Below are 26,902 nucleotides of genomic sequence, written 5' to 3'. Positions count from 1 at the left end.
CGGGCTCCTTCACGTCAGTCCGGCCGCGACGGCCTGTTCGGTGGCCGCGCGGACGGCCGCCTGCTGGGCGCCTTCCAGCGGGACGCGGGGCGGTCGGCAGGCACCGCCGTGGCGTCCGACGAGGTCCATGGAGTACTTGATGGCCTGGACGAACTCCACGCGTGAGTCCCAGCGGAGCAGGGGGTGGAGCTGCCGGTAGAGCGGCAGCGCGGTGGCGAGGTCACCGCCGGTGGCGGCACGGTAGAGCTCCACGCAGGACCGGGGCAGCGCGTTCGGGTAGCCGGCCACCCAGCCCTTGGCCCCGGCGAGGGCGAGCTCCAGCAGCACGTCGTCGGCGCCGATCAACAGGTCCAGACCGGGCGCGAGTTCAGCGATCCGGTAGGCGCGGCGGACGTCCCCGGAGAACTCCTTGACGGCGTGGACGTACCCTTCGCCGTGCAGCCGCGCGAGCAGTTCGGGGACGAGGTCGACCTTGGTGTCGACGGGGTTGTTGTAGGCGACGACGGGCAGTCCGGTGCGGGCGACCTCGGCGTAGTGGGCGAGTACGGAGCGCTCGTCGGCGCGGTAGGCGTTGGGCGGCAGCAGCATCACGGCCCGGCAGCCGGCCCCGGCCGCCTGCTCGGTCCAGCGCCGGGCCTCGGTGCTGCCGTAGGCGGCGACTCCCGGCACGACGCGTTCCCCGCCGACCGCCGCGACGGCCGTCTCGACGACCCGGGCCCGTTCCTCGGGGGTGAGCACCTGGTACTCGCCCAGGGAGCCGTTCGGCACGACGCCGTCGCAGCCGTTCTCCACCAGCCAGGCGCAGTGTTCGAAGTAGCGGTCGTGGTCCACGGAGAGGTCGTCGTCGAGCGGGAGTGCGGTGGCGACGAGGACGCCGCGCCAGGGGCGGTGGTCGGTCATGAGGGTCCTTCCTCGGTCCGGTCTTCGTGCGCCCGGTGCCCGTCGGCGAGCACGCCCAGGGGGACGGGCCGGGCGAACGGGCTGCTGGACGGGGTGGGTTCGCATCCGGTGAGTCCGGCGACGGCCGGTCCGCACATCCGTCCCTGGCACCAGCCCATCCCGGCCCGGCTGAGCAGCTTGACGGTGCGGGTGTCGCCGGCGCCGAGGGCGAGTGCCTCGCGGACGGCGCCCGCGGTGACCTCCTCGCAGCGGCAGACCACGGTGTCGTCGGTGACCCGGTCGGTCCAGCGGGCGGGCGGGGCCCAGGCCGATTCCAGGGCGGCCGCGACGGAGCGCATCCGGGCGCGGACCCCGGCGGCGGGTGCCCACTCCCCCGGGTCCGGCGCGGTGCCGCGCAGCCGGGCGGCGATCGAGCGGCCGGCGATGTGCCCTTCGGCGAGGGCGAGAGCGGCACCCCCGACACCGGTGGACTCGCCCGCGGCCCAGACGCCGGGTACGTCGGTGCGCTGTTCGGCGTCGACGGCCACGCGGCGTCCGTCGAGCCGGCAGCCGAGGCCCTCGGCGAGGTCGGTGTGCGGAAGCATGCCGTGCCCCACGGCGAGGGTGTCGCAGGGCAGCAGGCGTTCGGTGCCGGACCGGACGCGGCCACGGCCGTCGAGGGCGGCGACCGTGACGCCGGTCAGGCGGTCTCCCCCGCGCCCGGCCCCGCCCGGGCGGGAGGTGCCTCCGCCGTGGGCGCGCAGGACGGTGTGGCGGGCGAGGACCGGGACGCCGTGCCGCAGCAGCCGGGCCGCGTACCCGGCGCCCTCGGGCAGCTTGCGGGCCAATGCTCCGGCGTGCCGCAGCAGACGCCGCGGGTCGGCGGACTCCACCAGGGCGGCGACCCGCACGCCCGCCGCCGCGAGCCCCGTCGCCACCGGAAGCAGCAGCGGTCCGGTGCCGGCGACCACGGCGGTGCCGCCCGCGACGACGAGGCCGCCCTTGAGCATGGCCTGAGCGCCGCCCGCGGTCACGACACCGGGGAGGGTCCAGCCAGGGAAGGGCAGGACGGTCTCGTACCCGCCGGTGGCCAGGAGCACGGCGGCGGCGCGCACCTCGACGGACCGCTCCTGCTCCGGGCCGCGCAGCGCGTGCACGGTCAGTCCTCCGGACTCCCGCTCCACGCACCACACGTGGTGGTCCGCCAGGACGCGTACGGGGCTCGCGGCGAGTCCGTCCCGCAGCCGGGTCCAGGCGCGCCACTGGTGGTGCAGTGCCTCCGGGTGCCGCGCGCGGAGCCCGGGTGCGGGCTGCCGGTAGAACTGCCCGCCCGGCTCCGGCGCCGCGTCGACGAGGACGACGCGTACGCCGCGCGCGGACGCCGCGAGGGCGGCGGCGAGCCCGGCCGGGCCGGCGCCGATCACCGCGAGGTCAGTGCGCACGGCCCGTCCCCTCCTCGGTGCGGATCACGTCGCCGGGGCGCGCCGGGACCAGGCAGGCCCGTTGGCCGGGGCGGCCGTTGACGGTCACCAGGCAGTCGAAGCACACCCCGATCCCGCAGAACACCCCGCGCGGGCGCCCCTCGCCCCGGGTGGTGCGCCAGGAGGTGATGCCCGCGGCCCACAGCACCGCGGCGACGGTGCGGCCGGGCAGCGCCTCGATCGGCCGGCCGTCGAAGGTGACCTCGAAGGCGGGTCCGGGGCGTGCCCCGGCGCGTTCCAGTGGGTTCACGGCGCGGCCTCCTGTGCCGGACAGGGGAAGCGGTCGGGCCGGAAGGGCGTGAGGTCCAGGCCGGGCGTCCGCCCGGTCAGCGCCTGGGCGATCAGCAGTCCGGTGCCGGTGGCCAGGCCGATGCCGGCGCCCTCGTGGCCGCAGGCATGGAAGAGGCCCGGCGCCCGGGGGTCGGGACCGATCGCGGGGAGGTGGTCGGGGAGGTAGGGCCGGAAGCCCGCGTACGTGCGCAGGGCCCGCACGCGGGACAGGAACGGGAACAGGCGGGTCGCGCCGGCCGCCAGCGCGCGTACCGCAGGGAGTGACAGGGACCGGTCGAAGCCGACCCGCTCCCGGCTGGCGCCGATCAGCACCGGTCCGGCGGCCGTCCCCTCCACCACCGGGGAGGTCTGCAGCGCCGCGGAGTCGCTGGCCACGTCGGCCACGTAGTCGGCGGCGTACACCTTGTGCCGGATGCGGGGCGGCAGCGGCTCGGTGACCAGGACGAATCCGCGTCTGGGCAGGACGGGCAGGAACACCCCCGCACGCTCGGCGAGTTCGCCTCCCCAGGTGCCGGCCGCGTTGACGACGGCGGGGGCGTGGAGGTCGCCCCGGTCGGTGCGCACGCCGCGCACCGTGCCGTCGGGGGCGCGCAGTACCCGCGTCACCTCCCGGCCGGTGAGCAGCCGGGCCCCGGAGGCGCGGAGGAAGTGGGCGGCGGCGAGGGCGGGCATGACCTGGGCGTCCTGCGGATAGTGCACGGCACCGGCGAGGCCGGCCGCCAGCCGGGGTTCGAGGTCGTGCAGCCGGTCGGCGGGGACGGGGTCGGCGCTCACCCCGGCGGCCCGTTGGGTGCCGGCGAACTCCCGCAGGCGGTCGAGGGCTTCGGGGGTCTCGGCGACGACGAGGCCCCCCTTGGCCTCGTACTCCGCCGCCGCGCCCGGTTCCCGGGCCTCCCGCGCCCACAGGCGGGTGGACAGCAGGGCCAGTTCGAGCTCGGGACCGGGGGCCTTGTCGGAGACCAGGAGGTTGCCCTCGCCCGCTCCGGTCGTCCCGCCGGCCACGTGCCCCCGGTCCACGACGGTCACCTCGAGACCCGCCCGGGTCGCGTACAGGGCGCAGGCGGCGCCCACCATCCCGGCGCCCACCACGACGACATCGCAGGTCAGCGGCTCGCTCACGCCAGTACTATGTCACACAGCACCCCGTCGGGGAACAGTGCGAACCGGGTCGGTGCGGGGCGGTTCAGTCGGCGGCGTGGACCACGCGCAGGTGGGAGGCGGCGCGGTGGGGCCTCTGGTGCCGGGCCGGCCTGCGGCGGCTCTCGCGCAGGACGAGGGTCAGCCGGGTGCAGCCCATGTCCTGGAGGGTGCCGGTCGTCTCGACGACGATGCGGCAGTCCGTAACGCCCCAGCGGGGGTCGGGATGGAGCAGCGGGCGTACGGCGCCGTCGTGTTCGGCCGCCCGCGCGCCGACGGTGCGGAGCCAGTGCGGCAGTCCGTGCCGGTAGGCGGCCTCCATGATCGGGTCCTGGGCGATGTCCCGGCGGATGGCCTGCAGTTCGTGGTCGTGGCCGTGGCGCTCGACGGTGTCGGCGAAGTGGGCCAGCATCGGCAGGCACCAGCTCGACTCGTGGTCACCGAGGACCGTGGCGGCGTCCGGGTGGAAGAGGACGAACCGGAGGAAGTTGTCGGCGGGCAGCGCCGTGGGGTGCGGCTCCACGTCCTGGAAAAGTGTCCGGAAAGCAGTGTTGGTGAGCAGCACGTCCCAGCGGTGGTCCAGCACCAGGGAGGGGAAGGGGGACGCCTCCAGCAGAGCGGCGTAGTCCCGCAGATAGGCCTGGGCCTCGGGGGTCCCGGGGCCGGGCCGCGACGCCGGCCGCTGCCCTTCTGCCTGAAATCCCATCGGGAGGTCACCCCTCTTGCCTGTGCGGCCCTGGCGCGGGCCCCGATCCTGGTGCCCGGACGTGCGGCATGTCAACTATCGTGGCATTCCACGACGGTTGACGGCCGAAATTGGCCACAGTTGTGGCGAGACCTGGATGTGAGTTCGAACCAGCGGCTAGTCTCCGTGAAGTTCACGGCAATCGCTTGTGAGAAGCCTGTGAGAGACGTAGGAGATCTTTCGGTGACGGGTGGCTTCGAGGGTCCGGACACCGCGCCGACGGCCGCGCTGCCGGCTGTCGTCGCCCGCGTCACCGCACTCGCCGACCGGCTCGACGTGCCGCACGCGGAGGTCTTCGACGTCGGCCGGCTGTCCGTCGCCTCCGGTGTCCCCGAGCCCGTGGTCAAGGCACTGCTGGGCGGCCGGAACGCCGGCGAGCCCGATGTGCAGGCGAGGTTCCTCCAGCGGCTGGACCTGCTGCGCCGCACCCGGCTGAAGCCGAACGGCCGCAAGTACACGCAACAGGAGATCGCCGACGGTGCGGGCATGTCCCGCCAGCAGGCCGGTGCGCTGATCAACGGCGACCGGCGGCCCACCATGGAGCACTGCGACGCCATCCAGCGTTTCTTCCGGGTGCACGCCGGGTTCCTCACCGCCGAGGACCCCGAGGCCCTCACGAGCGCCCTCCAGCACACGGAGCAGGAGCTGTTGCAGAAGCTGGCCGACCGTGAGCGGGGGGTGGCGGCGGTGGCCGACGACCCGCTGGAGCGGCTGCTCCAGGACCACGGGGTGCGCGGCATCGCCTGGCGGGCCGCGCAGCTGCCCACCGACCAGCACCGCGACAAGGTCGCGGAGTGGCTGGACATGCTCCTGGAGAGCGTCCAGCGGCCCAAGTCGTGAGCGGGGAGAGCCGTGGGCATCGGTAGGGAGATGCGCCGCCTGTGCGGCGAGTTGGTCGCGGAACTGACGCTTCCCGTCCCGGCGCGGCCCGCCGATCTGTACGGCGCCCTGTGCGAGGGGATGAGCCGGCGCCGGGGCCGGCCGGTGCTGTTCCGCACGGCCGCCTTCCCGCCGGGGACGGCGAGCGGGCTGTGGCTCGACATGGCGGAGCAGGACCTCGTGGTGGTCGAGGAACGCACGGCGCCGGACCACCAGTTGGTGATCCTGGGCCATGAGCTCTGGCACATGAAGGCGGGCCACTGCGGCCGTCATGTCGCCGGGGCGGAGGTCGCGACCCGGTTATTGGGCGCGGCGCCGGACGAGGAAGCGTTGCGGGCGACCGTCCTGAGGGTCGCCGCACGCACCCGCTTCGACCTCGCCGAGGAGAAGGAGGCCGAGGCGTTCGGCCTGCTGCTGGCCAGCAAGTGCCGGACGCTGCTCGCCGGTTCGGAGCTGCGCGCGCCGGTACAGCGGGATCATCTGGCGGGCCGGATCGGGGCGTCGCTCGGGTACCTGGGGCCGCGGAGCTGACCGGGCGCCCCGGCGTGCGAGCCCCGCCGGCCGGGCGAACCGTCGCGCCGGGCAACCCGATTGTCAGTGGTGGGCGGCAAGCTTGAGGTCCGCCCCCTGAGTGTCCGGGGGGCGTGGTACCGACGACCACGACACGGGGAGAGCCGAGCGATGCCCACCGCCGTACTGACCGACCGCGAGCGCACCGCCGTCCAGGCCTATCTACGGCTGCTGCACACCGTGCGCGCCGCCTTCGACACGCGGTCCGGCCCGGCCGGCCCGCCCGCGCCGCCGCTCGTTCCGCCCTCCGTGCTCGCCGAGGCGGAGGCCGCGCTGGCCCGGGCGGGTCTGACGGGCAACGAGGAGGAGTTCTTCCGCATGCTGCGCGACTGGCACCCCGAGCGGTAACCCGGCCGTTCCGTACGAGGGGGGCGGGACAACCCCGCCCCCCACTCCCCGGAGACGCGGGTCGTCGCAGGCAACCCCACCCTCGACGCCCCAGCAGCGCGGGGAACCGCGCGACCGCGAAGGCGACCCCACCCGCAACACCCCAAGGGCGCGGGGAACTGCGCGACCAGCCCCCACCCACCCGCAGCCGCCCTACGCGCCCCCGCCACGCCCCGCCGCGCTCCCGTCCCGGCGAAACCTCACGAAACCGGCGGAGCCCCGCCGTGCGGCACCGCGATCGCCGTCGCGATCAGACCATCGCCCGCGGCCCACCGCCCGCTGAAGTGACTCACGCGGCGCCCGCCCACGAGCGGTCCGGGGACGAGGAGGGCGGCGCGGAAACCGCCCCGGGCGGTTTCGCCGTCGTCGGGGAAGAGGTCGATGTCGGCCTCCTCGAAGTCCAGCCACTTCCCGGTGAGCGGGAACCACGCCTTGTAGACCGCCTCCTTGGCGCTGAACAGCAGCCGGTCCCAGTGCACCGAGGGCACCTCCCCGGCCAGCGCGGCGATCCGCTCGGTCTCCTGGGGCAGGGCCACGGAGGGCAGCACGCCCTCGGGCAGCGGCCCGTGCACCTCGGCGTCGATGCCGACGGACGCCAGGTCCCCGGCGCGGACCAGGGCGGCGGCGCAGTAGCCCTGGCAGTGGGTCATGCTGCCGGTCAGCCCCTCCGGCCACCGCGGGGCGCCGCGCTCACCGGGCAGCACGGCCCGCGGCGGCACGCCGAGTTTCTCCATCGCGCGGCGGGCGCAGGAGCGCACGGCGGTGAACTCCCGGCGGCGTTTGAGGACGGCCCGCCGGATCAGCGCCTCCTCCTCGGGGTACAGCGGAGCGTCGGCGCCCTCGTCGCCGTAGGCCTCCACGGTGACGACCGTCTGCGGCAGCAGGTCCCCGATCACCGTCCGCCGTCCTCTCCGGGCTCCGCGGGCAGGATCCGCCGGAGCCGGCCCGGTGGCCGCTCCCGCTTGCGCCACTCACGCGGGTAGCCCACCGACACCTCCTCGAAGCGGATCCCGTCCTGCCAGGTGGTCCTGGGGATGTGCAGATGGCCGTAGACCATGGTGCGGACGGGGAACCGGCGGTGCCAGTCGTCGGTGAGCACGGTGCCGCACCACATGGCGAACTCCGGGTGCCAGAGCACCTCCGTGGGATGGCGGTGCAGCGGGTAGTGGTTGACGAGGACCAGGGGCAGGTCGTCCGGCACCTCGGCGAGCCGGCGCTCCGTCCCGGCGACCCGGGCCCGGCACCAGTCCTCACGGGTCGGGTACGGGTCGGGATGCAGCAGGTGCTCGTCGGTGCAGACGATCCCGGTGCCGTGCGCGTACGCGAGCCCCTCGTCCTTGGTGGCGCAGCCCGACGGCAGGAACGAGTAGTCGTAGAGCAGGAAGAGGGGTGCCACGACCGCCGGTCCGCCGGGGCCCTCCCAGACGGGGTAGGGGTCCTCGGGGGTGACCACTCCGAGGTCGCGGCACTGCTCGACCAGGTGGTCGTAGCGGGCGACGCCGCGCAGCGTGACCGCGTCGCTCGGGTGGGTCCACAGCTCGTGGTTGCCCGGAACCCAGACGACCTTGGCGAACCGGCCGGCGAGGGTCTTGAGCGCCCAGCGGATGTCCTCGACCGTCTCCGCCACGTCACCGGCGACCAGCAGCCAGTCCTCGTCCGAGGCGGGCCGCATCGCTTCGACCAGGGCACGGTTCTCGGCGTAGCCGATGTGCAGGTCGCTGATCGCCCACATCTGTCCGCCGCCGTGCGTCCCTGACATCCCCGTGGTCCCTTCAGCCGTCACCGAACGTCCTCACGAGATCACATCCTTGGCGCCGGAACAAGCAACTCGTCGCTGCCTCGCGTGGTATCGGGCCTCTCCGCCGAAGCCGTATGATCGCCCCGACACCACCGCCGTGAAGCGCCCTTCGCACAGGGCGGTCGGGTGACCCCTCTTCGTCTTGCCCGGGCAACGGGCCGCTGCGCCCTGCCCGCGAACCGTGAAAGGCGGCCCGCATGGTCTCTCGCGTACGCGTCTGGCTCAACCGCACGTACGCGGAGAACGTGTTCTTCATCGATCAGCTGAGGCGGAATCCCGCCGACCGGGCCGTCGAGATCCATGCCACGCACGGCGACCCCGACTCCCCGGTGCTCGCCGCCGCCGACACGGCGGAACCGGAGCCCGAGGGGCTGACCCCGGCGGCGTACGTCGAGTACGCGCTCACCCAGTGCGAGCGGCGCGGCATCGATGTCTTCGTGCCCCGGCTGCACCAGTCGGCGATCGTGGCGCACCGCGCCGAGTTCGAGGCCGTGGGCACGGCGCTGCTGGCGCCGCCGCCCGAGGCGGTCGCGGTGTTCCTGGACAAGGTGATCGCCTATGAGGCGGTCCAGGCGATCGGCGTCCCGGTGCCACCGTGGTGGCGGGTGCGGAGCGCGGACGAACTCCTGGCGGCCGTGGAGGAGTTGGAAGGCCGCGGACACCGGGCGTGCTTCAAGCCGGCGTCCGGCGCGGGCGGAGTGGGCTTCCGTGTGATCACGCGCGACCCCTTCTCGCTCGCGCAGCTGAGCGGCTTCCCGAGCCCGTACGTGCCGCTCGGCCTGGCGCTGGACGCGGTGCGGCAGGCCGCGGAGCCGGTGGACTGGCTCGTGATGCCGCGCCTGGAACAGCCCGAGGTGTCGGTGGACTGTCTGACCGGGCCCGACAACCGGATCCGGCTGGCCGTGGGACGCACCAAGAACGGCAGGCGCCGCGGCTTCACGCTGCACGAGCAGTGGCTGGAGCCGGCCCGGCGGATCGCGGAGGGCTTCGGTCTGCACCACCTGTCGAACATCCAGTTCCGGATGTTCGGCGACCGGCCCGTCCTCATGGACGTCAACACCCGGCCGGCGGGCGGGCTGCACCAGCTGTCCCTGTGCGGGGTGAACGTCCCCTGGGCCGCGGTACGGCTGGCGCTGGGGGACGACCCGGGCGAGATGACGCCGCCGTTCCTCGGGGCGGACTACTCCGTGGTGTCCGGCCCGCGCCCGCTGCTGCCGGTGGCGCTGCCGCAGCAGCGGGGCGAGGTGCCCGCGGCGGCGCTCGCTGCCGTACCCGCTCAGGCGGTGCCCGTGGAGCCGAGGACGGCGGCCGGGGCACGCCCCTGAAAAAATCTCCGGGAAATTTCCGCCGGGGGTGTATCAGGGGCCGGGTCCGGTGCTCTTGATGGTGTCGGCGACTTGGGGAAGCCGCCGGGGGGAAGCACGGGGGAACGGGGGGCTCGGGTCGGTCGGCCGCTGTCACGGGGGGCGACCGGCCGGCCCGAAGCTATCCGAGGTAGCCGAGCCCGGGGTGGACGGCGGTGTAGCCGTCGACGAGACGCCGCGCGACGGTCACGGAGTCGACGAGCGGGTGCAGGGCGAAGGCGGCGACCGCCCTCGCGCGGGAGCCCGACCGGGCGGCCGCCAGCACCTCGCGTTCCACGGCCTTGACGGCGCAGACCAGACCGGTGGCGTGAGCGGGCAGCGGGTCGACGGAGACGGGGTGCGCGCCGTTGGCGTCCACCAGGCACGGGACCTCGATCACGGCCTCGGCGTCCAGCGGTGACAGGGTCCCGCGGTTGCGGACGTTGAGGATCAGGGTGGCGCGTTCGTCGCGGGCGATCGCCCGCATCAGGGCGAGGGCCACCTTCTCGTAGCCGCCCGACAGGTCGTCGGCCTCGCGTTCGCCCGCGCCGGCCGCTTCCCTGTTCTCTGCCATGTAGGTGGCCTCGCGTTCGGCGCGGGTGCGGTCCCACAGGGTCAGGGCGGACACCTCGGGATCGCGGGTCCCGGCGTAGAAGCGGGCCTGCTGGTCGTGCAGGAACGCGCCCCGGGTCCGCTCGGCCCGCCGGTAGGCGTCCACGGCCTCCCGGTTGAAGTAGTAGTAGTGCAGGTACTCGTTGGGCACCGCGCCCAGGGACCGCAGCCAGTCGGCGCCGAAGAGCCTGCCCTCCTCGAAGGAGCCGAGGAGGGCCGGGTCGGCGAGCAGGCGCGGGAGTTCGTCACGGCCGGCGATACGCAGACCGCGCACCCAGCCGAGGTGGTTGAGGCCGACGTAGTCGATCCACGCCTCGCCCGGGTCCGCGCCCAGCACCCGGGCGATGCGGCGGCCGAGGCCGACCGGTGAGTCGCAGATGCCGATGACGCGGTCGCCGAGGTGGTGCGCCATGGCCTCGGTGACCAGACCGGCCGGGTTGGTGAAGTTGATGACCCAGGCGTCGGGGGCGAGGCGGGCGACCCGGCGGGCGATGTCCACGGCGACGGGCACGGTGCGCAGGCCGTAGGCGATGCCGCCCGCGCCGACCGTCTCCTGGCCGAGCACCCCCTCGGCCAGGGCGACCCGTTCGTCGTCCGCCCTGCCCTCCAGGCCGCCGACGCGGATCGCGGAGAAGACGAAGTCGGCGCCGCGCAGGGCCTCGTCGAGGTCGGTCGTCCAGGTCACCTCGGGCGCGTCGGGCACCCCGGCGGCCTGTTCGGCCAGCACCCGGGCGATCGCGCGCAGCCGGGCGGCGTCCACGTCGTGCAGCACGAGCCGGGTCACCCGCCCCTCGGCGTGGTCCCCGAGCAGCGCCCCGTACACCAGGGGCACGCGGAAGCCTCCGCCGCCCAGGATCGTCAGCCTCACATCCGCACCCTTCCACCACGACGCACGTGACCGACCCTACTCGCGGCGGTGCGGGCGGCACGACGGGCCGCGCGGCCCGCACCGGGGGCACCGGGAGAGCAGTCGTGATCGTGCCCGAGCCCTCGGGAGGAAGCGCGGTCGGCAAGCGTCTCGCCGCCCTCCCCCACGCTCGGGCGGCGCCCGGGGTGCGGCAGCCGCCGCACCGCCACCGGCCCACGCGAGGGGCCGCCGGACACGGCGGGCACCCCGCATCAAAGGTCATACCTTTACGGCGTGCGTGCCGCTCCGGCCGGTCCGGGCCGGTCCTCCCGGCCCCGAACGGACCAACGCTGCCCGTCGGGGCGTACCGGGCCGCCGCGCGGTGCCGTGGCCGCCCGCGCCGCCCGGGGTCGCGATCCCGGGGATGCGCATACCCCCTGACGGCGAGGCCGGCGCCCGGGAATCACCTGCCGCCGCACGCGGTTGACGCGCTCGCGAGGAGGAAGACGATCACTGTGGGTGGAGCGGCCCCGAGGCCGGGGGGATTCCACCGGGGTGAAGGACCCGGCGTACCGGGACACCCTGTAAGGGGAAGGGCCGGTCGCGCACGGCACCGTCACCGGGCTGTGCGGGCCACGCCGAGGAGACGAGGTGGTGCGGCGGCCGGAGGACGGGAACTCGCGGAGTTCGGGGACGCCTGGCAGGAGCTGCTGGACGTGGTGACGAAGTCGCTCGACAGCAAGGGAGTTGACACGGAATGACGGACGGGACGACCGAGCCGGGGACCGAGGCCCCCGGCGGGACGGACGGGGCTGCGGCGGAGGGCGCGGCGACCGGGGCGACCGCGCCGGAGGAACAGCCGGCGCGGGAGGGGGCAGGGGACAGGGCGGCAGACGGGGCGGAGGGCCCGGCGGAGGCCCTCACCGCCCTCCCCGCACCGCCGGCCGGCTGGCCCAACCCGCTGCGCGATCCGCGGGACCGCCGGCTGCCCCGGGTGGCGGGCCCCTCCGGACTGGTCATCTTCGGCGTGACGGGCGACCTGTCCCGCCGCAAGCTCATGCCGGCCGTCTACGACCTCGCCAACCGGGGACTGCTGCCACCGGGCTTCTCGCTGGTCGGGTTCGCCCGCCGGGACTGGGAGGACCAGGACTTCGCCGAGGTGGTGCACGAAGCGGTCAAGGAGCACGCCCGGACCCCGTTCCGGGAGGAGGTGTGGCAGCAGCTCTCCGAAGGCATGCGGTTCATCCCGGGTGACTTCGACGACGACCAGGCGTTCGAACAGCTGCGCAAGGCCGTCGACGAGCTGGACGCCTCCCGGGGCACCAGCGGCAACCACGCCTTCTACCTGTCCGTGCCGCCGAAGTTCTTCCCCAAGGTGGTGCAGCAGCTCAAGCGGCACGGGCTCACCGACGCCCCCGAGGGCTCCTGGCGGCGCGCGGTGATCGAGAAGCCGTTCGGCCACGACCTGGAGTCGGCCCAGGAGCTCAACGCGATCGTCCACGAGGTGTTCGACCCCGAACAGGTGTTCCGGATCGACCACTACCTGGGCAAGGAGACCGTCCAGAACATCCTGGCGCTGCGCTTCGCCAACACGATGTTCGAGCCGATCTGGAACCGGTCCTTCGTGGACCACGTACAGATCACCATGGCCGAGGACATCGGCATCGGCGGCCGCGCGGGCTACTACGACGGCATCGGCGCCGCCCGCGACGTCATCCAGAACCACCTCCTGCAGCTGCTCGCGCTCACCGCGATGGAGGAACCGGCCTCCTTCGACGCGGCCTCGCTGCTGACGGAGAAACTGAAGGTGTTCCGGGCCGTGCGGCTCCCGGACGACCTCGGCCTGCACACGGTGCGCGGACAGTACGCGGGCGCCTGGCAGGGCGGTGCGAAGGTGCGGGGCTATCTGGAGGAGGAGGGCATCGACCCGGCCTCCACCACCGACACCTACGCCGCGATCAGCCTGCGCGTGGACAACCGCCGCTGGGCGGGCGTCCCGTTCTACCTGCGCACCGGCAAGCGGCTGGGCCGCAGGGTCACCGAGATCGCGGTGGTCTTCCAGCGGGCCCCGCACTCCCCCTTCGACGCCGGCGCCACCGAGGAGCTGGGCCAGAACGCCGTCGTGATCCGGGTCCAGCCGGACGAGGGCATGACGGTCCGGTTCGGCTCGAAGGTGCCGGGGACGTCGATGGAGCTGCGGGACGTGACCATGGACTTCGCCTACGGCGAGTCCTTCACCGAGTCCAGCCCGGAGGCGTACGAACGGCTCATCCTGGACGTCCTGCTGGGCGACGCCAACCTCTTCCCCCGCCACCAGGAGGTGGAGGAGTCCTGGCGGATCCTCGACCCGGTCGAGGAGTACTGGGCGTCGCACGGCAGGCCGGCCCAGTACGCGTCGGGCAGCTGGGGCCCCGCGGAAGCCGACGAGATGCTCGCACGAGACGGACGGAGCTGGCGCAGGCCATGAAGATCGACCTGACCGACACCACGGCAAGCAAGGTCAACAAGGCGCTGGTGCAGGGCCGCCGCGCCATCGGCACCCCGGCCGTGGGCATGGTCCTGACGATGGTCATCGTCACGGACGAGGAGAACGCCTACGACTCGATCAAGGCGGCGGAGGAGGCCTCGCACGAGCACCCCTCGCGCACCCTGGTCGTCATCAAGCGGCACGCCCGCAACCCGCGCGAGCGCACGCACTCCCGGCTGGACGCCGAGGTGCGGGTCGGCTCCGAGGCCGGCACCGGCGAGACGGTGGTGCTGCGGACCTACGGCGAGGTGTCCGAGCACGCCGACTCGGTGGTCCTGCCGCTGCTGCTGCCGGACGCGCCGGTGGTGGTGTGGTGGCCCGGGGACGCGCCCGAGAACCCGTCGCAGGACCCGCTGGGCGCGCTGGGCCAGCGCAGGATCACCGACCTGTACGCGGTCGAGAACCCCATGGCGGTGCTCCGGGCCCGGCGGCGCAGCTACGCGCCCGGCGACACCGACCTCGCCTGGACCAGGCTGACGCTGTGGCGGTCCATGCTGGCCGCGGCCCTGGACCAGGCGCGGGCGACGGTCACGTCGGCGGCCGTGGAGGCCGAGGCCGACAACCCGGCCGCCGAGCTGCTGGCACGCTGGCTGGAGGCGCGGCTGCGGGTCCCCGTCGACCGGGTGGTGACCGCGGGACCGGTCGTCACGGCGGTCCGGCTGGGCACCGCGGACGGAGAGGTCGTCATCGACCGCCCCGAGGGCCCGCTGGCGACACTGACCCTGCCCGGGCAGCCCGCGCGCCGGCTGGCGCTGAAGGTCCGCCCCACCTCCGAACTCATCGCCGAGGAGCTCAGGCGCCTCGACGCCGACGAGATGTACGCCGTGGCCCTGCGCGGCGAGGCCACCGAGGAGGTGGCGGCTCATGCCTGACGACCCCGGACCGGCCCGGCGCCCCGTGCGGTCCTGTCCGGCCGGCGGCCCCGCCCACGGGCCCGACCCGTCCACGGCCGCGCCGGCGGCCGCCCACCGCGAAGAATGGGAAGTGAACTGACATGCAGATCGGTCTCGTCGGTCTCGGCAAAATGGGCGGCAACATGCGCGAGCGCCTCCGCAACGCCGGCCACACCGTCATCGGGTACGACACCAATCCCGACCTCTCCGACGTCGCCCACCTGTCCGACCTCGTGGACGGGCTCGACGGGCCGCGCGCGGTGTGGGTGATGGTGCCGGCGGGCACCGTCACCCAGAACGTCATCGACCAGCTGGCGAGCCTGCTCAAACCCGGCGACGTCGTCGTGGACGGCGGCAACTCGCGCTGGACGGACGACGAGAAGCACGCCAGGGAGCTGGGCGCCCGGGGCATCGGCTTCGTCGACGCGGGCGTCTCGGGCGGGGTGTGGGGCCTGAAGAACGGCTACGCCCTGATGGTCGGCGGCGACGAGGAGCACGTGGAACGGCTGAAGCCGATCTTCGACGCGCTCAAGCCGCACGGCCCGTACGGCTATGTCCACGCGGGCAGGGTCGGCGCCGGGCACTTCGCGAAGATGGTCCACAACGGCATCGAGTACGCCATGATGCAGGCCTACGCCGAGGGCTGGGAGCTGCTCGAGAAGGCCGACTCGGTGGACAACGTGCGGGAGGTGTTCCGCTCCTGGCAGGAGGGCACCGTCATCCGCTCCTGGCTGCTGGACCTCGCGGTGCACGCGCTGGACGAGGACGAGCACCTGGAGGGGCTGCGGGGCTACGCCGAGGACTCGGGCGAGGGCCGCTGGACGGTGGAGGCGGCGATCGACCACGCGGTGCCGCTGCCCGCGATCACCGCCTCCCTGTTCTCCCGCTTCGCCTCCCGGCAGGAGGACTCACCGCAGATGAAGATGATCGCGGCGCTGCGGAACCAGTTCGGCGGTCACGCCGTCGAGTCGGCGAAGAAGCACTGACGGCGTGGGCGATCTGCTGCTGGCGCGGCACGGCGAGACCGAGTGGAGCAGGACGGGCCGGCACACCGGGTGCACCGATCTGCCGCTGACTGAGAGGGGCGAGGGACAGGCCGGGTCCCTCGCCCGGCTGCTGGCGGACCGGTCCTTCGGGCTGGTCCTCACCAGCCCGCTGCTGCGGGCCCGGCGCACCGCGGAACTGGCGGGTCTGACCGGTGCCGTGCCCGAGCCCGACCTGCGGGAGTGGGACTACGGCGGCTACGAGGGCGTCACCACGGCGGAGATCCGCCGCACGCGGCCCGGCTGGGACCTGTGGACGGACGGGGTGCCGCCCGGCCCCGAGTTCCCCGGCGAGTCGCCGGAGCAGGTCGGTGAGCGCGTGGACCGGGTGCTGTCCCGGGTCGCCGGGGCCCTGGACGGGGGCGACGTGATGCTGGTGGCCCACGGTCACCTCCTGCGCGTGCTGACCGCCCGCCGCCTGGGCCTGCCCCCGGCCGACGGCCGGCTGTTCCGCCTGGAGACGGGCACCCTGTGCCGCCTGTCCCTGGAGCACGGCAGCCCGGTCGTCGCGGAGTGGAACACCCGCCCGTGACGCACCGGCGTCCCGTCCGTCCGGTGCCCGCGCGTCCCCACCGGTCCGGAGGGCCACGGGGAGTGACCGACTCCGGATAAAAGGGGGGCACGGGGCCGGTCAGGAATGGAGAAGCGCAGGTGACCGCGGTGCGCCTAGCCTAGCCTTGGCCCGAGGCCCGGCCGGGGCACCCGTCGCACGGACGGTGGAGCGCAGCCGTGACCGCGTCGGCGACCTGCGGCCGGACCGAGCCGGGGAACGCCGGCGGAGCCCGCGACGGCGGCCCCGCCCGACGGATGGAGGACGATGAGCAAGGTCACGAGGACGGACCGGCAGCCGGCCGAACCGCACGCCGCCGACAGCCACGATCTGATCCGCGTGCACGGCGCGCGCGAGAACAACCTCAAGGACGTCAGCGTCGAGCTCCCCAAGCGCCGTCTGACCGTGTTCACCGGGGTGTCCGGGTCCGGCAAGAGCTCACTCGTCTTCGACACGATCGCCGCCGAGTCGCAGCGGATGATCAATGAGACGTACAGCGCCTTCCTTCAGGGGTTCATGCCGACGCTGGCGCGGCCCGAGGTCGACGTGCTCGAGGGGCTGACCACCGCGATCACCGTCGACCAGCAGCGGATGGGCTCCGACCCCCGCTCCACGGTCGGCACCGCCACCGACGCCAACGCGATGCTGCGCATCCTCTTCAGCCGGCTCGGCAAGCCCTACTTCGGCCCGCCCGGAGCGTTCTCCTTCAACGTCGCCTCGGTCCAGGCGAGCGGCGGCTTCACGGTCGACCGCGGCGCCGACAAGACCAAGACCGAGAAGGTGTCCTTCAGCCGCACCGGCGGCATGTGCACCCACTGCGAGGGCCGCGGCACGGTCTCCGACATCGACCTCGCCCAGCTCTACGACGACTCCAAGTCGCTCTCCGAGGACCCGTTCACGATCCCCACGTACACCGGGGGCGGCTGGGTGGTGCGGGTCATCGCCGAGTCGGGCTTCTTCGACCCGGACAAGCCGATCCGCGCGTACACCAAGAAGGAGCGGCACGACTTCCTGTACCGCGAGCCGACCAAGGTCAAGATCAACGGGATCAACCTCACCTACGAGGGCCTGATCCCCAAGCTGCAGAAGTCGATGCTCAACAAGGACCGGGAGTCGATGCAGCCGCACATCCGGGCCTTCGTCGACCGGGCGGTCACCTTCGCCACCTGCCCGGAGTGCGAGGGCACGCGCCTCACGGAGGGGGCCCGGTCCTCGAAGATCGGGAAGATCAGCATCGCCGACGCCTGCGCGATGGAGATCAGGGACCTGGCCGAGTGGGTCCGCGGCATCGATGAGCCGTCGGTGACGCCGCTGCTGACCGCGCTCCAGCACACCCTCGACTCGTTCGTGGAGATCGGTCTCGGCTACCTGTCGCTGGACAGGGCGTCGGGCACCCTGTCGGGCGGCGAGGCGCAGCGCGTGAAGATGATCCGGCACCTTGGCTCCTCCCTCACCGACGTCACGTACGTCTTCGACGAGCCCACCATCGGCCTGCACCCGCACGACATCCAGCGGATGAACAGCCTGCTGCTGCGGCTGCGGGACAAGGGCAACACGGTGCTGGTGGTGGAGCACAAGCCGGAGGCGATCGCCATCGCCGACCACGTCGTCGACCTCGGCCCCGGCGCCGGCACGGCGGGCGGCACCGTCTGCTTCGAGGGCACCGTGGAGGGCCTGCGCGCCAGCGACACGGTCACCGGCCGCCACCTCGACGACCGGGCCGCCGTCAAGGACACGGTGCGCCAGGCCACCGGCACGCTTCCCGTCCGGGGCGCGAAGGCGAACAACCTGCGCGAGGTCGACGTCGACATCCCGCTCGGCGTGCTCACCGTCGTGACCGGCGTGGCCGGCTCCGGCAAGAGTTCCCTGGTGCACGGCTCGATCCCCGCCGAGGAGGGCGTGATCGCGGTCGACCAGACCCCGATCCGCGGCTCCCGGCGCAGCAACCCGGCCACGTACACCGGGCTGCTCGACCCGATCCGCAAGGCGTTCGCCAAGGCCAACGGGGTGAAGCCGGCGCTGTTCAGCGCCAACTCCGAGGGCGCGTGCCCCACCTGCAACGGCGCCGGTGTCATCTACACCGACCTGGGGATGATGGCCGGGGTCTCCACCACCTGCGAGGACTGCGGCGGCAAGCGGTTCGACGCGTCGGTCCTCGAGTACCGCTTCGGCGGCCGTGACATCAGCGAGGTGCTCGCGATGTCGGTGGCCGAGGCGGAGGAGTTCTTCCGCGAGGGCGAGGCGCGGATCCCCGCGGCGCACCGGATCGTGGAGCGGATGGCGGACGTCGGTCTCGGCTACCTCACCCTGGGCCAGCCGCTCACCACGCTGTCCGGCGGTGAGCGGCAGCGGCTGAAGCTGGCCACGCACATGGGCGACAAGGGCGGCGTCTACGTCCTCGACGAGCCGACCACCGGCCTGCACCTGGCCGATGTGGAGCAGCTGCTCGGCCTGCTGGACCGGCTGGTCGACTCCGGCAAGTCGGTCATCGTGATCGAGCACCACCAGGCGGTCATGGCGCACGCCGACTGGATCATCGACCTGGGTCCCGGCGCCGGTCACGACGGCGGCCGGGTCGTGTTCGAGGGCACCCCCGCCGAGCTGGTGGCCGCCCGCTCCACCCTCACCGGCGAGCATCTCGCCCAGTACGTCGGCGCCTGAGGCGCTCCCCGCGCGGCGCCGGGACGGTGACTACGCCCCGGCGCCGCGCGGGATGCCGTACGCCCGCTCCACCCGCAGGCGCAGCACCAGCCGCCGGTCGCGGACCATCGCCGCGCGGAAGTCCTCCCAGTCGGGGTGCTCGCCGTTGACGTCGCGGTACAGGCGGACGAGTTCCTCCACCGTCCCGTCGTACGGATCACCGGCGACGGGGGACAGCTCGGCGGTGCCCTCGGCCACCGTGTACGCCCACCGGTCGGGGGTGGTGACGTGGTACGAGGCGCGGGGGTCGCGCCGCAGATTGCGGGTCTTGGCACGGTCGTCCGTGAGCGACACGCGAAGGACGCGCTCATCGGGGTAGTAAGCGTGCGTGACGTTGGACAGCTGGGGCCGCCCGTCCCGTTTCAGTGTGACGAGCACTCCGCCGTTCCCCTCGGAGAGCAGGGCGAGCAGTGCGTTCTGTTCGGCGTCCTGAGTCATGACTCGATCAACGGTCCGCACCGGGCCGGCGTTCCCCGAGGAGAGGCGATGGCGGTACTGCGGCAGGAAACCACCCCCGAGGAGGCGGGACTGGACCCGCGGGCGCTGGAGCGGCTCGACGGTCACTTCGCCCACCAGGTCGACGACGGCAGGCTGCCCGGGTTCCTCGTCGCCGTCGCCCGGGGCGGGCGCGTCGCACACCTCACCGCGTACGGGTTCCGGGACGTCGCGGCCGGGCTGCCCGTGGAGACGGACACGCTGTGGCGGATCTACTCCATGACCAAACCGGTCACCACGGTGGGCGCGCTGATGCTGATGGAGGAGGGGCTGCTGTCGCTGGACGACCCGGTCGGCCGTCACCTCCCCGCCTTCGCGGAACCGCGCGTGTACGAGAGCGGCTCCGGTGAGCGGGTACGCACCCGCCCGGCCGCCGGCCCCCTCCTCGTACGGCATCTGATGACGCACACCGCCGGGCTGACGTTCGCCTTTTACCACACCCACCCCGTCGACGCGCTGTACCGGGCGGCCGGTCTGGAGTCGTCGGTGGCGCCGGGCCAGGACCTGGCGGGGACCACCGACGTGTACGCGAGCCTGCCGCTGCAATTCGATCCGGGGACCCGGTGGAACTACTCGGTGGCGTCGAACGTGCTGGGCCGGATCATCGAGGTGGTGTCCGGCCGCCCCCTGGACGACTACCTCGCCGAGCGGGTCTTCCGCCCGCTCGGCATGGACGACGCCGGCTTCCAGGTCCCCGGCGACCGGATGGCGCGCCTCGCGGAGCTCTACGGGGAGTCGGACGACGGCGGCATCGAGCCGATCGCGGGGCTGCCGCTGCGCGGCCGGCCCCGGTTCCTGTCCGGCAGCGGCGGCATGGTGGCCTCCGCCCACGACGTGCACCGGTTCATGGAACTGCTGCGCCGGCGCGGGGAGCTCGACGGGGTGCGGCTGCTCGCCCCGGACACCGTGGACCTGATGACCCGCAACCACCTCCCGGGCAACGCCGACCTGCGTGCCTTCGGCAGTCGGCCCGCACACGACGTCCCCGGCAACGACGGTGTCGGCTTCGGCCTCGGTGTCTCCGTGGTCATCGACCCGTCGCGCACGCAGTCCCCGTCGGGCCTCGGCAGCTACGGCTGGAGCGGGGTGGCCACCACCACCTTCTGGGTCGACCCGGGCCGCGACCTGACCGTGCAGTTCTGCACGCAGGTGCGGCCCAGGTCCTCCCACACCGTCTTCCCCGACCTCAAGCGGCTGGTGCACGCGGCGGTGACCGGCTGACTCAGGACAGGTGGGCGACCGCGTCCAGATGGGGCAGGTGGTGGTCGAGGCGCTCCCGCTTGGTGCGCAGGTAGGTGATGTTGCTCTCGCACGGCGGTATCAGCAGCGGCACCTGCTCGGCGACCTGGACGCCGTGCCGCACCAACGCCTCGCGCTTGCGCGGGTTGTTGGACATCAGCCGCACCGACCGCACGCCCAGGTCCTGGAGCATGCCGGCGGCGACGGCGTAGTCGCGGGCGTCCACCGGCAGGCCGAGCGCGAGGTTCGCCTCGACGGTGTCGAGTCCCTCCGCCTGCAGCGCCATCGCCCGCAGTTTGGCGAGCAGGCCGATACCGCGTCCCTCGTGGCCCCTCAAGTAGACGACCACGCCCGCCCCTTCGGCCGCGACCGCGCGCAGTGCCGCCGCCAGCTGGTCGCCGCACTCGCAGTGCTGGGAGCCGAAGGCGTCACCGGTCAGGCATTCCGAGTGCAGCCGCGTGAGGACCCGGTCCCGGCCGAGATCGCCGTACACCAGGGCGACTTGTTCGTCACCGCGGTCGTGGTCGAGATATCCGACCGCCTGGAACTTCCCGTACACGGTGGGCAGCGGTGCATTCACGACGCGTTCCACGCCGGTCCGCCGCAGGGGCTTCTTGCCGAGTACGCCTACTTTTTCTGTCATGATTCTCGAGTTCCTAAGCAGAGACGAAAGGCCGTGACGATATGGGTGGTTCACACGAGCGGTCGGCGGCATACGGCCCGGTGCACGGTCTGTTGCCGGCGGATACTACAGAGGATGTACGGATGCGGGGAGCCGGCGTCTCACAGCAGATCGCGGTACTTCCGGTCGGGAGTTTCGAGCAGCACGGCCCGTATCTGCCGCTGGCGACCGACACGCTGGTCGCCTGTGCCGTCGCGCGGGAGATCGCCGGCGCCTACCCGGTGCACCTCCTCCCCCCGGTGCCGATCTCCTGCTCGCACGAGCACGCGGCCTGGCCCGGCACCGTCTCCCTCTCCGCCGTGACCCTGCACGCGGTGATCAGGGACATCGCCGACTCGCTCCGCCGCTCGGGCGTGGACACCCTGGTCCTGGTCAACGGTCACGGCGGGAACTACGTCCTGGGCAACGCCGTTCAGGAGGCCTCCGCCCGCGGTGAACGGATGGCGCTGTACCCGGCCCCGGAGGACTGGGAGACGGCGCGCGAACGGGCCGGCGTGGTCACCTCGTTGCTCACCGACATGCACGCGGGAGAAATCGAGGCATCGATCCTGCTGCACACTCATCCCGAATTGCTCCGCCCCGGTTATGAGACCTCCGACCACGTCGCGGACGACCGCCGTCATCTGCTGACCCTCGGCATGTCCGCCTACACCGATTCCGGTGTCATCGGGCGCCCTTCCCTGGCCTCCGCGGAAAAGGGCAAGCAACTCCTGGCGAGCCTGGTGGATTCCTTCGGCACGTATTTCTCGCTGCTGACCTCCGACGCCTGAGAACGGGGCCGGGGGAAAACGCCCGGCGACCGGGACCCGGCTCCGGGGCCGTCCGGGACCCCCGAGGACGGCCGAGGCCCGGCTCCCGGCACGTACGGCGTGCGAGGACGAGGCCGGGGGCCGGCCAGGGGTTCGGGGGCCACACCCCCGGGGACGGGACGGGAGAGGGCGGAGGAACGACGGTCGCCGCCTCGCCGCACCCCGCCGTACCACCGCACCACCAGCACCACGGCCCCCGGCAGGCTCGCCACCAGACTGAGCACCCCGTACACCACCGCGACCGTCAGCCCGGGTCCCGCCCCGAGCCCCGCGGCCCCGAACGCCCAGGCGGTGACCCCTTCGCGCGGCCCCCAGCCCCCCACGTTCAGCGGCAGTCCCATCGCCAGCAGCGCCAGCACCGCGAGCGGCAGCAACTCCCCCACCGACGCCCTCACTCCGGCGACCTCCGCGGCCAGCACGAACATGGCCACGTACCCGGCGAGCACCACGACGGAGGACGCGAGGACACCGGGGGCGCTCCGCCGGGAGCACAGTCCCACCCGGGCCTCGCCCAGCATGCGTGTCCCCCACCCACGCCCCCGCCCCGGCCGGGCGGCACCCGGCGCCCGGTTCATCCGCAGCGCGAGGACCACCGCGCCGGCCCCCACCACCCCGAGCCCGACGACCGGGAGCGCCTGCCGCACCTCTTCCCGCACCGGCGACGGCATGGTCACCAGCACCACAGTCCCGGCGGCGAACAGCGCGAGCTGGCCGGCCGTCCGCTCCAGCACCACCGCCCGCACCCCCCGCCCCAGGTCACCCGCGTCCTTGCCGTGCCGCACGGCACGGTGCACGTCCCCCAGGACTCCCCCGGGCAGCGCCGCGTTGAGGAACAGCGCACGGTAGTAGTCCGCGACGGCCGCCCCGAGGGGCAGCCGGATCCCGATCCCGCGCGCCACCAACGCCCAGCGCCACGCGCTGAACACGGTGGTCACCAGTCCGATCCCGAGCGCCGCGAGCACCGTGGGCCCGTCGATGCGCCGGATCCCGTCCACGAACGCCCCGGTTCCGAGCCGCCAGAACAGCACGGCCAGGATCGCGACACCCGCGAGGGTGCCCAGACGCGTGCGCACGGCGGGGGTGTTGGCGCGTGCGAGGAGACCACGGAAGCCACCGCGGCCGGTGCCCGCCGCCGGCTCGGCAGCCGCCCCCGCAGCCGCCTCCGCCGTCTGCGGACTCATCCGGCTCCGCCCACCGGCCGGCACAGGGCGAGCAGGTCGGTGTGCTGGACGACCACCCGCAACTCCCCGGCCGCGCAGGCCTCCAGCCGTTCGGCCAGATACGTCTCGGCACGGCGGGCCAGCTCCGGCCGCTCCTCCACCGCCGCGCCGACCCATCCCCGGAGCCACTGCTCGGTCAGCGCGGCCTGCTCCGGCCCCAGACGCCAGGGGCTGGGGTGCAGCTTCACGGTCGCCCCGTGCTCGGCGAACGCCTCGGCGGCGACGGTGACCGCGTCGGGTCCGAGCAGTCCGTCCCGCCGCTGATGGGCGTTGAACGCCTCGGTGATCTCCTGGTCCATCGGATGCGGCGCGGTCGGCTCCACCCGTCCCGCCACCGACAGCGTGAGCAGGGCCGGGGCGCCGGCGCCCGCGCAGGCGGCGGCCAGGACGCCGATCTCCTCGCGGGTGAGGACGTCGAGCAGCGCCGACGCCGTCACGAGGGAGGCGCCCGACAGCGCGTCCGGGGTGAGCCGGGCGACGTCACCGCGCCGGGTCTCGACGGTGACGTGACTGCCGTCGGCGGCGGACCGCGGCGAGGCGACGGCGGCGAAGTGCAGCAGGTAGGGGTCCCGGTCGTGCAGCACCCAGTGCTGGGCGCCGTCGAGGTGGGGTGCGAGCCAGCGGCCCATCGAACCGGTGCCGCAGCCGATGTCGTGGATGACGAGGCCGTCCGCCCGGCCCGGCAGATTGGCGAGCCGGATGCGCAGCGGGTCGAGCAGCTCGTACGAGCGGGCGGCGGCGTCGGCGGGTTCGCGCAGCTGGAGCCACTCGGGCGCGTAGCGGGCGGGTTCGCCGTCGTCGCTGTCCCGCAGCCGCAGGGTGGCCCGTTCACCGGGGCGCGACGCGGACGGGCCCGCGCCGGGGATGACGGACGTCCCCGCGGCGACGGTGTTCTCGGGTTCCACAGTGCCCCCTGGCCGGCCGGGCAGCGCGTCCGCGACGTCCCGGGGGCCGGGCTGGGCCGGGATCGCGCCGCTGTGCGGGATGGTGGTCGCCGGTTCGGTCATGCGGCCCTCCGGGGTTCGGTCGGGAGCCGGCGCAGGACCGCGGCCAGGCTCTGTGCGGTGCTCGCCCAGCCGCCGAGTGCGGCCCGCCTGCTGCGGGCGGCCGCCTTCAGCCGGCGTCGTACGTCCGCCTCGCCGAACCAGCCGCGCAGTTCGGCGGCGATGGCGGCGGGGTTCTCCGGCGGGACGAGGATGCCGGGCACTCCTCCGTCGGGTGCGCGGCCGACCGCCTCGGGCAGTCCGCCGACGTCGGTCGCCAGCACCGGGATGCCGCGCGCCAGCGCCTCGGTGACGGCCATGCCGTACGTCTCCGCGTACGAGGTGAGCACCATCAGGTCGGCGGCGGCGTAGCTGGCCTCGAGTGCGGCGCCGGTCCGCGGTCCGGCGAGTTCCAGCCGGTCCTCCAGGCCGTGCTCGCGGATGAGGCCGCGCAGGTGGGTGACGTAGGCGGGGTCGTGTCCGAGCCCGCCGACGAGGGAGCAGCTCCACGGCAGGTCGGCCACCGCCGCCAGGGCCTCGACCAGCCGGTGCTGCCCCTTGCGGGGTGTCACCGCGGCCACGCACAGCAGCTTCGAGACCCCGTCGGTTCCGGGGGCGAGGGGCGCGATGTCGGCGCCGGGGGCGGCGACGTGGACCCGGTCGGGCGCGAGGCCGTGGTGGGAGACGAGGCGGCGGACGGCCCAGTCGCTGGTGGCGACGACGGCGGGGACCGCTCGCAGCACCGCGCGTTCGCGGGTGTCCAGCTCGGCGGCGACGGCCGGGTCGAGGCCGGTCTCGTCGCCGAGCGGGAGGTGGACGAGCACGGCCATGCCCAGCCGGCCCTCCTCCGCCTCGGGGACGACGATCTCGGGCACCCCGCAGGCGACCAGCCCGTCGAGCAGGACGACGCTGCCGTCCGGCAGTTCACGCAGGGTACGGGCGAGTTCCGCCCGGGCGGCGGCGTCGGGCCGGGGCCAGTCGCCGGCCACCGCGTGCCGGTGCACCTGCCAGCCGAAGCCGGGCAGGTCCAGGCAGGCACGGCGGTCGTAGGCGTTGCCGCCGCTCGGCTTGGCCGGGTCGTCGACACCGCCCGGCATGACGAAGTGCACGGAGCGCAGGGACATGGGGATGATCCCGCCGTTCCTCGGGAAGGACGCCTGCTGGGGAACATAGTCCAGGCGGGCGGTCCCGGCCCGGTCGGCCGTCCTGCCGGCCCGGTGGACGGTCGTGTCGGTCACAGCGCACGCTCGTAGCTCGCCCAGGCGATGTGCGACTCGTGCAGGGTGACGGCGATCTTGGCGATGCCCTTGGCACCCTCGCCCAGGGCGCCCTTGTGGATGCGCTCGGCGAGCCGGTCGGCGATGACCTTGGCCAGGTACTCCGTGGAGGTGTTGATCCCCGCGAAGTCCGGTTCGCTGTCGAGGTTGCGGTAGTTCAGCTCGCCGACGACGGCTCCGAGTTCCTGTGTGGCGAGGCCGATGTCGACCACGATGTTGTCCTCGTCCAGCTGTTCGCGCCGGAACGTGGCGTCCACGAGGAACGTGGCCCCGTGGAGACGCTGGGCCGGTCCGAAGACCTCGCCGCGGAAGCTGTGGGCGATCATGATGTGATCGCGGACGGTGATGCTGAACAACGGACGACCCTCCAGGTGCGGCGCGTCTGTTCCCCGGCCGATCTCCGACGGGGATGCCGTGTAGTACGGCTGACTGCCTTCCCCTGTTCAGCGTTGGCTACCTCTTTTCTGAGGTCAGACGTGTGTGCTTCGGTCCGGGCCGGCGTAGCGCACGCGGTGGCACAGGGCGGGGACGGCGCCGGAGGCGAGGCGGGGCATGACGTCGGGCAGCTCCTCGAAGGCGGATTCGCCGGTGATCAGGGCGTCGAGGGCAGGGTCTGCGAGCAGGTCGAGGGCGAGGGCGAGCCGGTCGGCGTAGCTGCGGCCGGCGCGGGCCGGGGAGACGGTGCCGACCTGGCTGCCGCGGACGGTGAGGCGCCGGGAGTGGAAGGCCTCGCCCAGCGGGAGGCTCACCTTCCGGTCGCCGTACCAGCTCAGTTCGACGACGGTGCCCTCGGGGCGGAGCAGTTCGAGTGCCCTGCCGAGCCCCTGTTCGGTGGCGCTGGCGTGGACGACCAGGTCGCAGTCGCCGAGGGCGTCCGCGGGGAGCGCGAAGCCGACGCCGAGCGCCTCGGCGGTCACGGCCCGTGCGGGGTCGGCGTCGACGAGCTGGACGCGCACGCCGGGGAAGCGGGCCAGCAGCGCGGCGACCGAGCAGCCGATCATCCCTCCGCCGACCACGGCGATGCGGTCGCCGACCAGCGGCGCCGCGTCCCACAGGGCGTTGACGGCGGTCTCCACGGTGCCGGCGAGCACGGCCCGCCCGGCCGGCACGCCGTCGGGTACGGGAGTGACGGCGTGCGCGGGCACGACGTACCGGGTCTGGTGCGGGTGGAGGCAGAACACGGTGCGTCCGGTGAGGTTCCCGGGTCCTTCCTCCACCACTCCCACGTTGAGGTAGCCGTACTTCACCGGGCCCGGGAAGTCGCCCTCCTGGAAGGGCGCCCGCATCACGGTGTGCTGGCTCTCGGGCACTCCCCCGCGGAAGACGAGCGTCTCGGTGCCGCGGCTGACGCCCGAGTAGAGCGAGCGCACCAGCACCTCGTCCTCGCCCGGTGCCGGGAGGGTGAGCTCGCGGATCTCCCCTCGGCCAGGTGAGTCGAGCCAGAACGCACGGGCGGTGCGGTTCATCGAAGTCCTCCTGAACGATCGGGAAGCTGCACGCGTACCGAGTGGTGCA

26 protein-coding genes and 1 pseudogene are annotated in these 26,902 nt (G+C 73.7%); 12 read left to right on the top strand and 15 right to left on the bottom strand.

Translation table 11 applies throughout. The features are described 5' to 3' along the window. Positions 1–9: 9 nt before the first annotated feature. The 5 genes from IE118_RS22865 to IE118_RS22845 form a co-directional block, all read right to left on the bottom strand. Positions 10–900, bottom strand: coding sequence for a dihydrodipicolinate synthase family protein (locus tag IE118_RS22865; protein WP_189559867.1), 891 nt, complete (start codon positions 898–900; stop codon positions 10–12). Beyond that, complete coding sequence (locus tag IE118_RS22860) at positions 897–2,321, bottom strand: FAD/NAD(P)-dependent oxidoreductase (protein WP_189559866.1); 1,425 nt, start codon at positions 2,319–2,321, stop codon at positions 897–899. Before IE118_RS22860 ends, IE118_RS22865 begins: the two co-directional genes overlap by 4 nt. Beyond that, complete coding sequence (locus IE118_RS22855) at positions 2,311–2,610, bottom strand: (2Fe-2S)-binding protein (RefSeq protein WP_189559865.1); 300 nt, start codon at positions 2,608–2,610, stop codon at positions 2,311–2,313. The genes IE118_RS22860 and IE118_RS22855 overlap by 11 nt, the downstream gene beginning before the upstream one ends. Beyond that, the gene (locus tag IE118_RS22850; RefSeq protein WP_189559864.1) at positions 2,607–3,770 is read right to left on the bottom strand and encodes an NAD(P)/FAD-dependent oxidoreductase; all 1,164 of its coding nucleotides are present in this window, start codon (positions 3,768–3,770) and stop codon (positions 2,607–2,609) included. Before IE118_RS22850 ends, IE118_RS22855 begins: the two co-directional genes overlap by 4 nt. Positions 3,771–3,834: 64 nt before the next feature. Beyond that, a complete protein-coding gene (locus tag IE118_RS22845) occupies positions 3,835–4,494 on the bottom strand; it encodes an MmyB family transcriptional regulator (protein ID WP_189559863.1) in 660 nt (219 codons plus the stop codon). A gap of 222 nt (positions 4,495–4,716) precedes the next feature. Here IE118_RS22845 and IE118_RS22840 point away from each other — a divergent pair, with 222 nt between their 5' ends. The 3 genes from IE118_RS22840 (at position 4,717) to IE118_RS22830 (ending at position 6,330) form a co-directional block, all read left to right on the top strand. Beyond that, a complete protein-coding gene (locus tag IE118_RS22840) occupies positions 4,717–5,373 on the top strand; it encodes a helix-turn-helix domain-containing protein (protein ID WP_189559862.1) in 657 nt (218 codons plus the stop codon). A gap of 30 nt (positions 5,374–5,403) precedes the next feature. Further along, entirely contained in the window at positions 5,404–5,943 is a 540-nt protein-coding gene (locus tag IE118_RS22835; protein ID WP_189559916.1) for a toxin-antitoxin system, toxin component, read from the top strand. A 150-nt stretch (positions 5,944–6,093) separates the two neighbouring features. Further along, positions 6,094–6,330 (top strand): hypothetical protein, encoded by a 237-nt coding sequence (locus tag IE118_RS22830; protein ID WP_189559861.1) that lies wholly within the window; start codon positions 6,094–6,096, stop codon positions 6,328–6,330. A 239-nt stretch (positions 6,331–6,569) separates the two neighbouring features. On the opposite strand, the gene IE118_RS22825 is transcribed toward IE118_RS22830, so the two are convergent. Both IE118_RS22825 and IE118_RS22820 read right to left on the bottom strand, forming a co-directional pair. Next, positions 6,570–7,265 carry a 4'-phosphopantetheinyl transferase family protein gene (locus IE118_RS22825; protein ID WP_189559860.1) on the bottom strand — a complete coding sequence of 232 codons (696 nt, stop codon included), beginning with the start codon at positions 7,263–7,265 and terminating at the stop codon, positions 6,570–6,572. Beyond that, positions 7,262–8,128, bottom strand: coding sequence for a metallophosphoesterase family protein (locus IE118_RS22820; protein WP_189559859.1), 867 nt, complete (start codon positions 8,126–8,128; stop codon positions 7,262–7,264). Before IE118_RS22820 ends, IE118_RS22825 begins: the two co-directional genes overlap by 4 nt. 236 nt (positions 8,129–8,364) lie before the next feature. On the opposite strand from IE118_RS22820, the gene IE118_RS22815 reads away from it, so the two are divergent. Then, positions 8,365–9,492: an ATP-grasp domain-containing protein gene (locus IE118_RS22815; RefSeq protein ID WP_189559858.1), complete on the top strand. Its 1,128-nt coding sequence runs from the start codon at positions 8,365–8,367 to the stop codon at positions 9,490–9,492. Positions 9,493–9,652: 160 nt separating this feature from the next. Here the strand turns inward: IE118_RS22815 and IE118_RS22810 are convergent, their stop codons facing one another. Next, positions 9,653–10,990 (bottom strand): 6-phospho-beta-glucosidase, encoded by a 1,338-nt coding sequence (locus IE118_RS22810; protein WP_189559857.1) that lies wholly within the window; start codon positions 10,988–10,990, stop codon positions 9,653–9,655. A gap of 605 nt (positions 10,991–11,595) precedes the next feature. Between IE118_RS22810 and IE118_RS34490 the strand changes: the two genes are divergently transcribed. From IE118_RS34490 to IE118_RS22785, 6 genes are all read left to right on the top strand, one after another. Further along, positions 11,596–11,730, top strand: coding sequence for a hypothetical protein (locus IE118_RS34490; RefSeq protein WP_268248961.1), 135 nt, complete (start codon positions 11,596–11,598; stop codon positions 11,728–11,730). Then, positions 11,727–13,436 (top strand): glucose-6-phosphate dehydrogenase, encoded by a 1,710-nt coding sequence (gene zwf, locus IE118_RS22805; RefSeq protein WP_189559856.1) that lies wholly within the window; start codon positions 11,727–11,729, stop codon positions 13,434–13,436. The genes IE118_RS34490 and zwf overlap by 4 nt, the downstream gene beginning before the upstream one ends. Continuing rightward, positions 13,433–14,368, top strand: a complete 936-nt coding sequence (opcA, locus tag IE118_RS22800) for a glucose-6-phosphate dehydrogenase assembly protein OpcA (protein WP_189559855.1) — start codon at positions 13,433–13,435, stop codon at positions 14,366–14,368. Before zwf ends, opcA begins: the two co-directional genes overlap by 4 nt. A gap of 122 nt (positions 14,369–14,490) precedes the next feature. Then, complete coding sequence (gnd, locus tag IE118_RS22795) at positions 14,491–15,375, top strand: phosphogluconate dehydrogenase (NAD(+)-dependent, decarboxylating) (protein ID WP_189559854.1); 885 nt, start codon at positions 14,491–14,493, stop codon at positions 15,373–15,375. A gap of 4 nt (positions 15,376–15,379) precedes the next feature. Next, positions 15,380–15,964, top strand: coding sequence for a histidine phosphatase family protein (locus IE118_RS22790; protein ID WP_189559853.1), 585 nt, complete (start codon positions 15,380–15,382; stop codon positions 15,962–15,964). Between the two features lie 285 nt (positions 15,965–16,249). Beyond that, the gene (locus tag IE118_RS22785; RefSeq protein ID WP_189559852.1) at positions 16,250–18,643 is read left to right on the top strand and encodes an ATP-binding cassette domain-containing protein; all 2,394 of its coding nucleotides are present in this window, start codon (positions 16,250–16,252) and stop codon (positions 18,641–18,643) included. Between the two features lie 30 nt (positions 18,644–18,673). Here the strand turns inward: IE118_RS22785 and IE118_RS22780 are convergent, their stop codons facing one another. Then, entirely contained in the window at positions 18,674–19,120 is a 447-nt protein-coding gene (locus IE118_RS22780) for a PPOX class F420-dependent oxidoreductase (protein WP_189559851.1), read from the bottom strand. Between the two features lie 48 nt (positions 19,121–19,168). Between IE118_RS22780 and IE118_RS22775 the strand changes: the two genes are divergently transcribed. Beyond that, on the top strand, positions 19,169–20,398 hold the full coding sequence (locus IE118_RS22775) for a serine hydrolase domain-containing protein (protein WP_189559850.1): 1,230 nt from the start codon (positions 19,169–19,171) through the stop codon (positions 20,396–20,398). A 1-nt stretch (position 20,399) separates the two neighbouring features. On the opposite strand, the gene ribA is transcribed toward IE118_RS22775, so the two are convergent. Continuing rightward, positions 20,400–21,059: a GTP cyclohydrolase II gene (gene ribA / locus IE118_RS22770; protein WP_189559849.1), complete on the bottom strand. Its 660-nt coding sequence runs from the start codon at positions 21,057–21,059 to the stop codon at positions 20,400–20,402. Positions 21,060–21,100: 41 nt separating this feature from the next. Between ribA and IE118_RS22765 the strand changes: the two genes are divergently transcribed. Continuing rightward, positions 21,101–21,868 (top strand): creatininase family protein, encoded by a 768-nt coding sequence (locus IE118_RS22765; protein WP_189559848.1) that lies wholly within the window; start codon positions 21,101–21,103, stop codon positions 21,866–21,868. Between the two features lie 296 nt (positions 21,869–22,164). Here IE118_RS22765 and IE118_RS22760 read toward each other — a convergent pair. The 5 genes and pseudogenes from IE118_RS22760 to IE118_RS22740 all read right to left on the bottom strand — a co-directional run. Further along, a pseudogene (locus tag IE118_RS22760) lies at positions 22,165–23,088 on the bottom strand (lysylphosphatidylglycerol synthase transmembrane domain-containing protein); the annotation flags it as partial. Then, the gene (locus tag IE118_RS22755; RefSeq protein WP_189559847.1) at positions 23,085–24,134 is read right to left on the bottom strand and encodes a class I SAM-dependent methyltransferase; all 1,050 of its coding nucleotides are present in this window, start codon (positions 24,132–24,134) and stop codon (positions 23,085–23,087) included. The pseudogene IE118_RS22760 and the gene IE118_RS22755, both read right to left, overlap by 4 nt. Then, on the bottom strand, positions 24,131–25,348 hold the full coding sequence (locus tag IE118_RS22750) for a glycosyltransferase family 4 protein (protein ID WP_189559846.1): 1,218 nt from the start codon (positions 25,346–25,348) through the stop codon (positions 24,131–24,133). Before IE118_RS22750 ends, IE118_RS22755 begins: the two co-directional genes overlap by 4 nt. Beyond that, positions 25,345–25,743 (bottom strand): 6-pyruvoyl trahydropterin synthase family protein, encoded by a 399-nt coding sequence (locus IE118_RS22745; protein WP_189559845.1) that lies wholly within the window; start codon positions 25,741–25,743, stop codon positions 25,345–25,347. The genes IE118_RS22750 and IE118_RS22745 overlap by 4 nt, the downstream gene beginning before the upstream one ends. 114 nt (positions 25,744–25,857) lie before the next feature. Then, a complete protein-coding gene (locus IE118_RS22740; protein WP_189559844.1) occupies positions 25,858–26,853 on the bottom strand; it encodes a zinc-dependent alcohol dehydrogenase in 996 nt (331 codons plus the stop codon). Positions 26,854–26,902: the final 49 nt, after the last annotated feature.

Origin of the sequence: Streptomyces pilosus (genome assembly GCF_014649835.1) — a bacterium.
Taxonomy (GTDB): Bacteria; Actinomycetota; Actinomycetes; order Streptomycetales; family Streptomycetaceae; genus Streptomyces; species Streptomyces pilosus.
Note: the sequence above shows the minus strand (reverse complement) of the source record. Positions and strands in the feature narration are given on the sequence as shown.

Excerpts from the sequence above, each read along its gene's own strand:
- IE118_RS22865 (WP_189559867.1), bottom strand. The coding sequence starts at position 900 with ATGACCGACCACCGCCCCTGGCGCGGCGTCCTCGTCGCCACCGCACTC.
- IE118_RS22845 (WP_189559863.1), bottom strand. The coding sequence starts at position 4,494 with ATGGGATTTCAGGCAGAAGGGCAGCGGCCGGCGTCGCGGCCCGGCCCC.
- IE118_RS22835 (WP_189559916.1), top strand. The coding sequence starts at position 5,404 with ATGCGCCGCCTGTGCGGCGAGTTGGTCGCGGAACTGACGCTTCCCGTC.
- IE118_RS22830 (WP_189559861.1), top strand. The coding sequence starts at position 6,094 with ATGCCCACCGCCGTACTGACCGACCGCGAGCGCACCGCCGTCCAGGCC.
- IE118_RS22820 (WP_189559859.1), bottom strand. The coding sequence starts at position 8,128 with ATGTCAGGGACGCACGGCGGCGGACAGATGTGGGCGATCAGCGACCTG.
- IE118_RS22815 (WP_189559858.1), top strand. The coding sequence starts at position 8,365 with ATGGTCTCTCGCGTACGCGTCTGGCTCAACCGCACGTACGCGGAGAAC.
- zwf (WP_189559856.1), top strand. The coding sequence starts at position 11,727 with ATGACGGACGGGACGACCGAGCCGGGGACCGAGGCCCCCGGCGGGACG.
- opcA (WP_189559855.1), top strand. The coding sequence starts at position 13,433 with ATGAAGATCGACCTGACCGACACCACGGCAAGCAAGGTCAACAAGGCG.
- gnd (WP_189559854.1), top strand. The coding sequence starts at position 14,491 with ATGCAGATCGGTCTCGTCGGTCTCGGCAAAATGGGCGGCAACATGCGC.
- IE118_RS22785 (WP_189559852.1), top strand. The coding sequence starts at position 16,250 with ATGAGCAAGGTCACGAGGACGGACCGGCAGCCGGCCGAACCGCACGCC.
- IE118_RS22780 (WP_189559851.1), bottom strand. The coding sequence starts at position 19,120 with ATGACTCAGGACGCCGAACAGAACGCACTGCTCGCCCTGCTCTCCGAG.
- IE118_RS22775 (WP_189559850.1), top strand. The coding sequence starts at position 19,169 with ATGGCGGTACTGCGGCAGGAAACCACCCCCGAGGAGGCGGGACTGGAC.
- ribA (WP_189559849.1), bottom strand. The coding sequence starts at position 21,059 with ATGACAGAAAAAGTAGGCGTACTCGGCAAGAAGCCCCTGCGGCGGACC.
- IE118_RS22765 (WP_189559848.1), top strand. The coding sequence starts at position 21,101 with ATGGGTGGTTCACACGAGCGGTCGGCGGCATACGGCCCGGTGCACGGT.
- IE118_RS22755 (WP_189559847.1), bottom strand. The coding sequence starts at position 24,134 with ATGACCGAACCGGCGACCACCATCCCGCACAGCGGCGCGATCCCGGCC.
- IE118_RS22740 (WP_189559844.1), bottom strand. The coding sequence starts at position 26,853 with ATGAACCGCACCGCCCGTGCGTTCTGGCTCGACTCACCTGGCCGAGGG.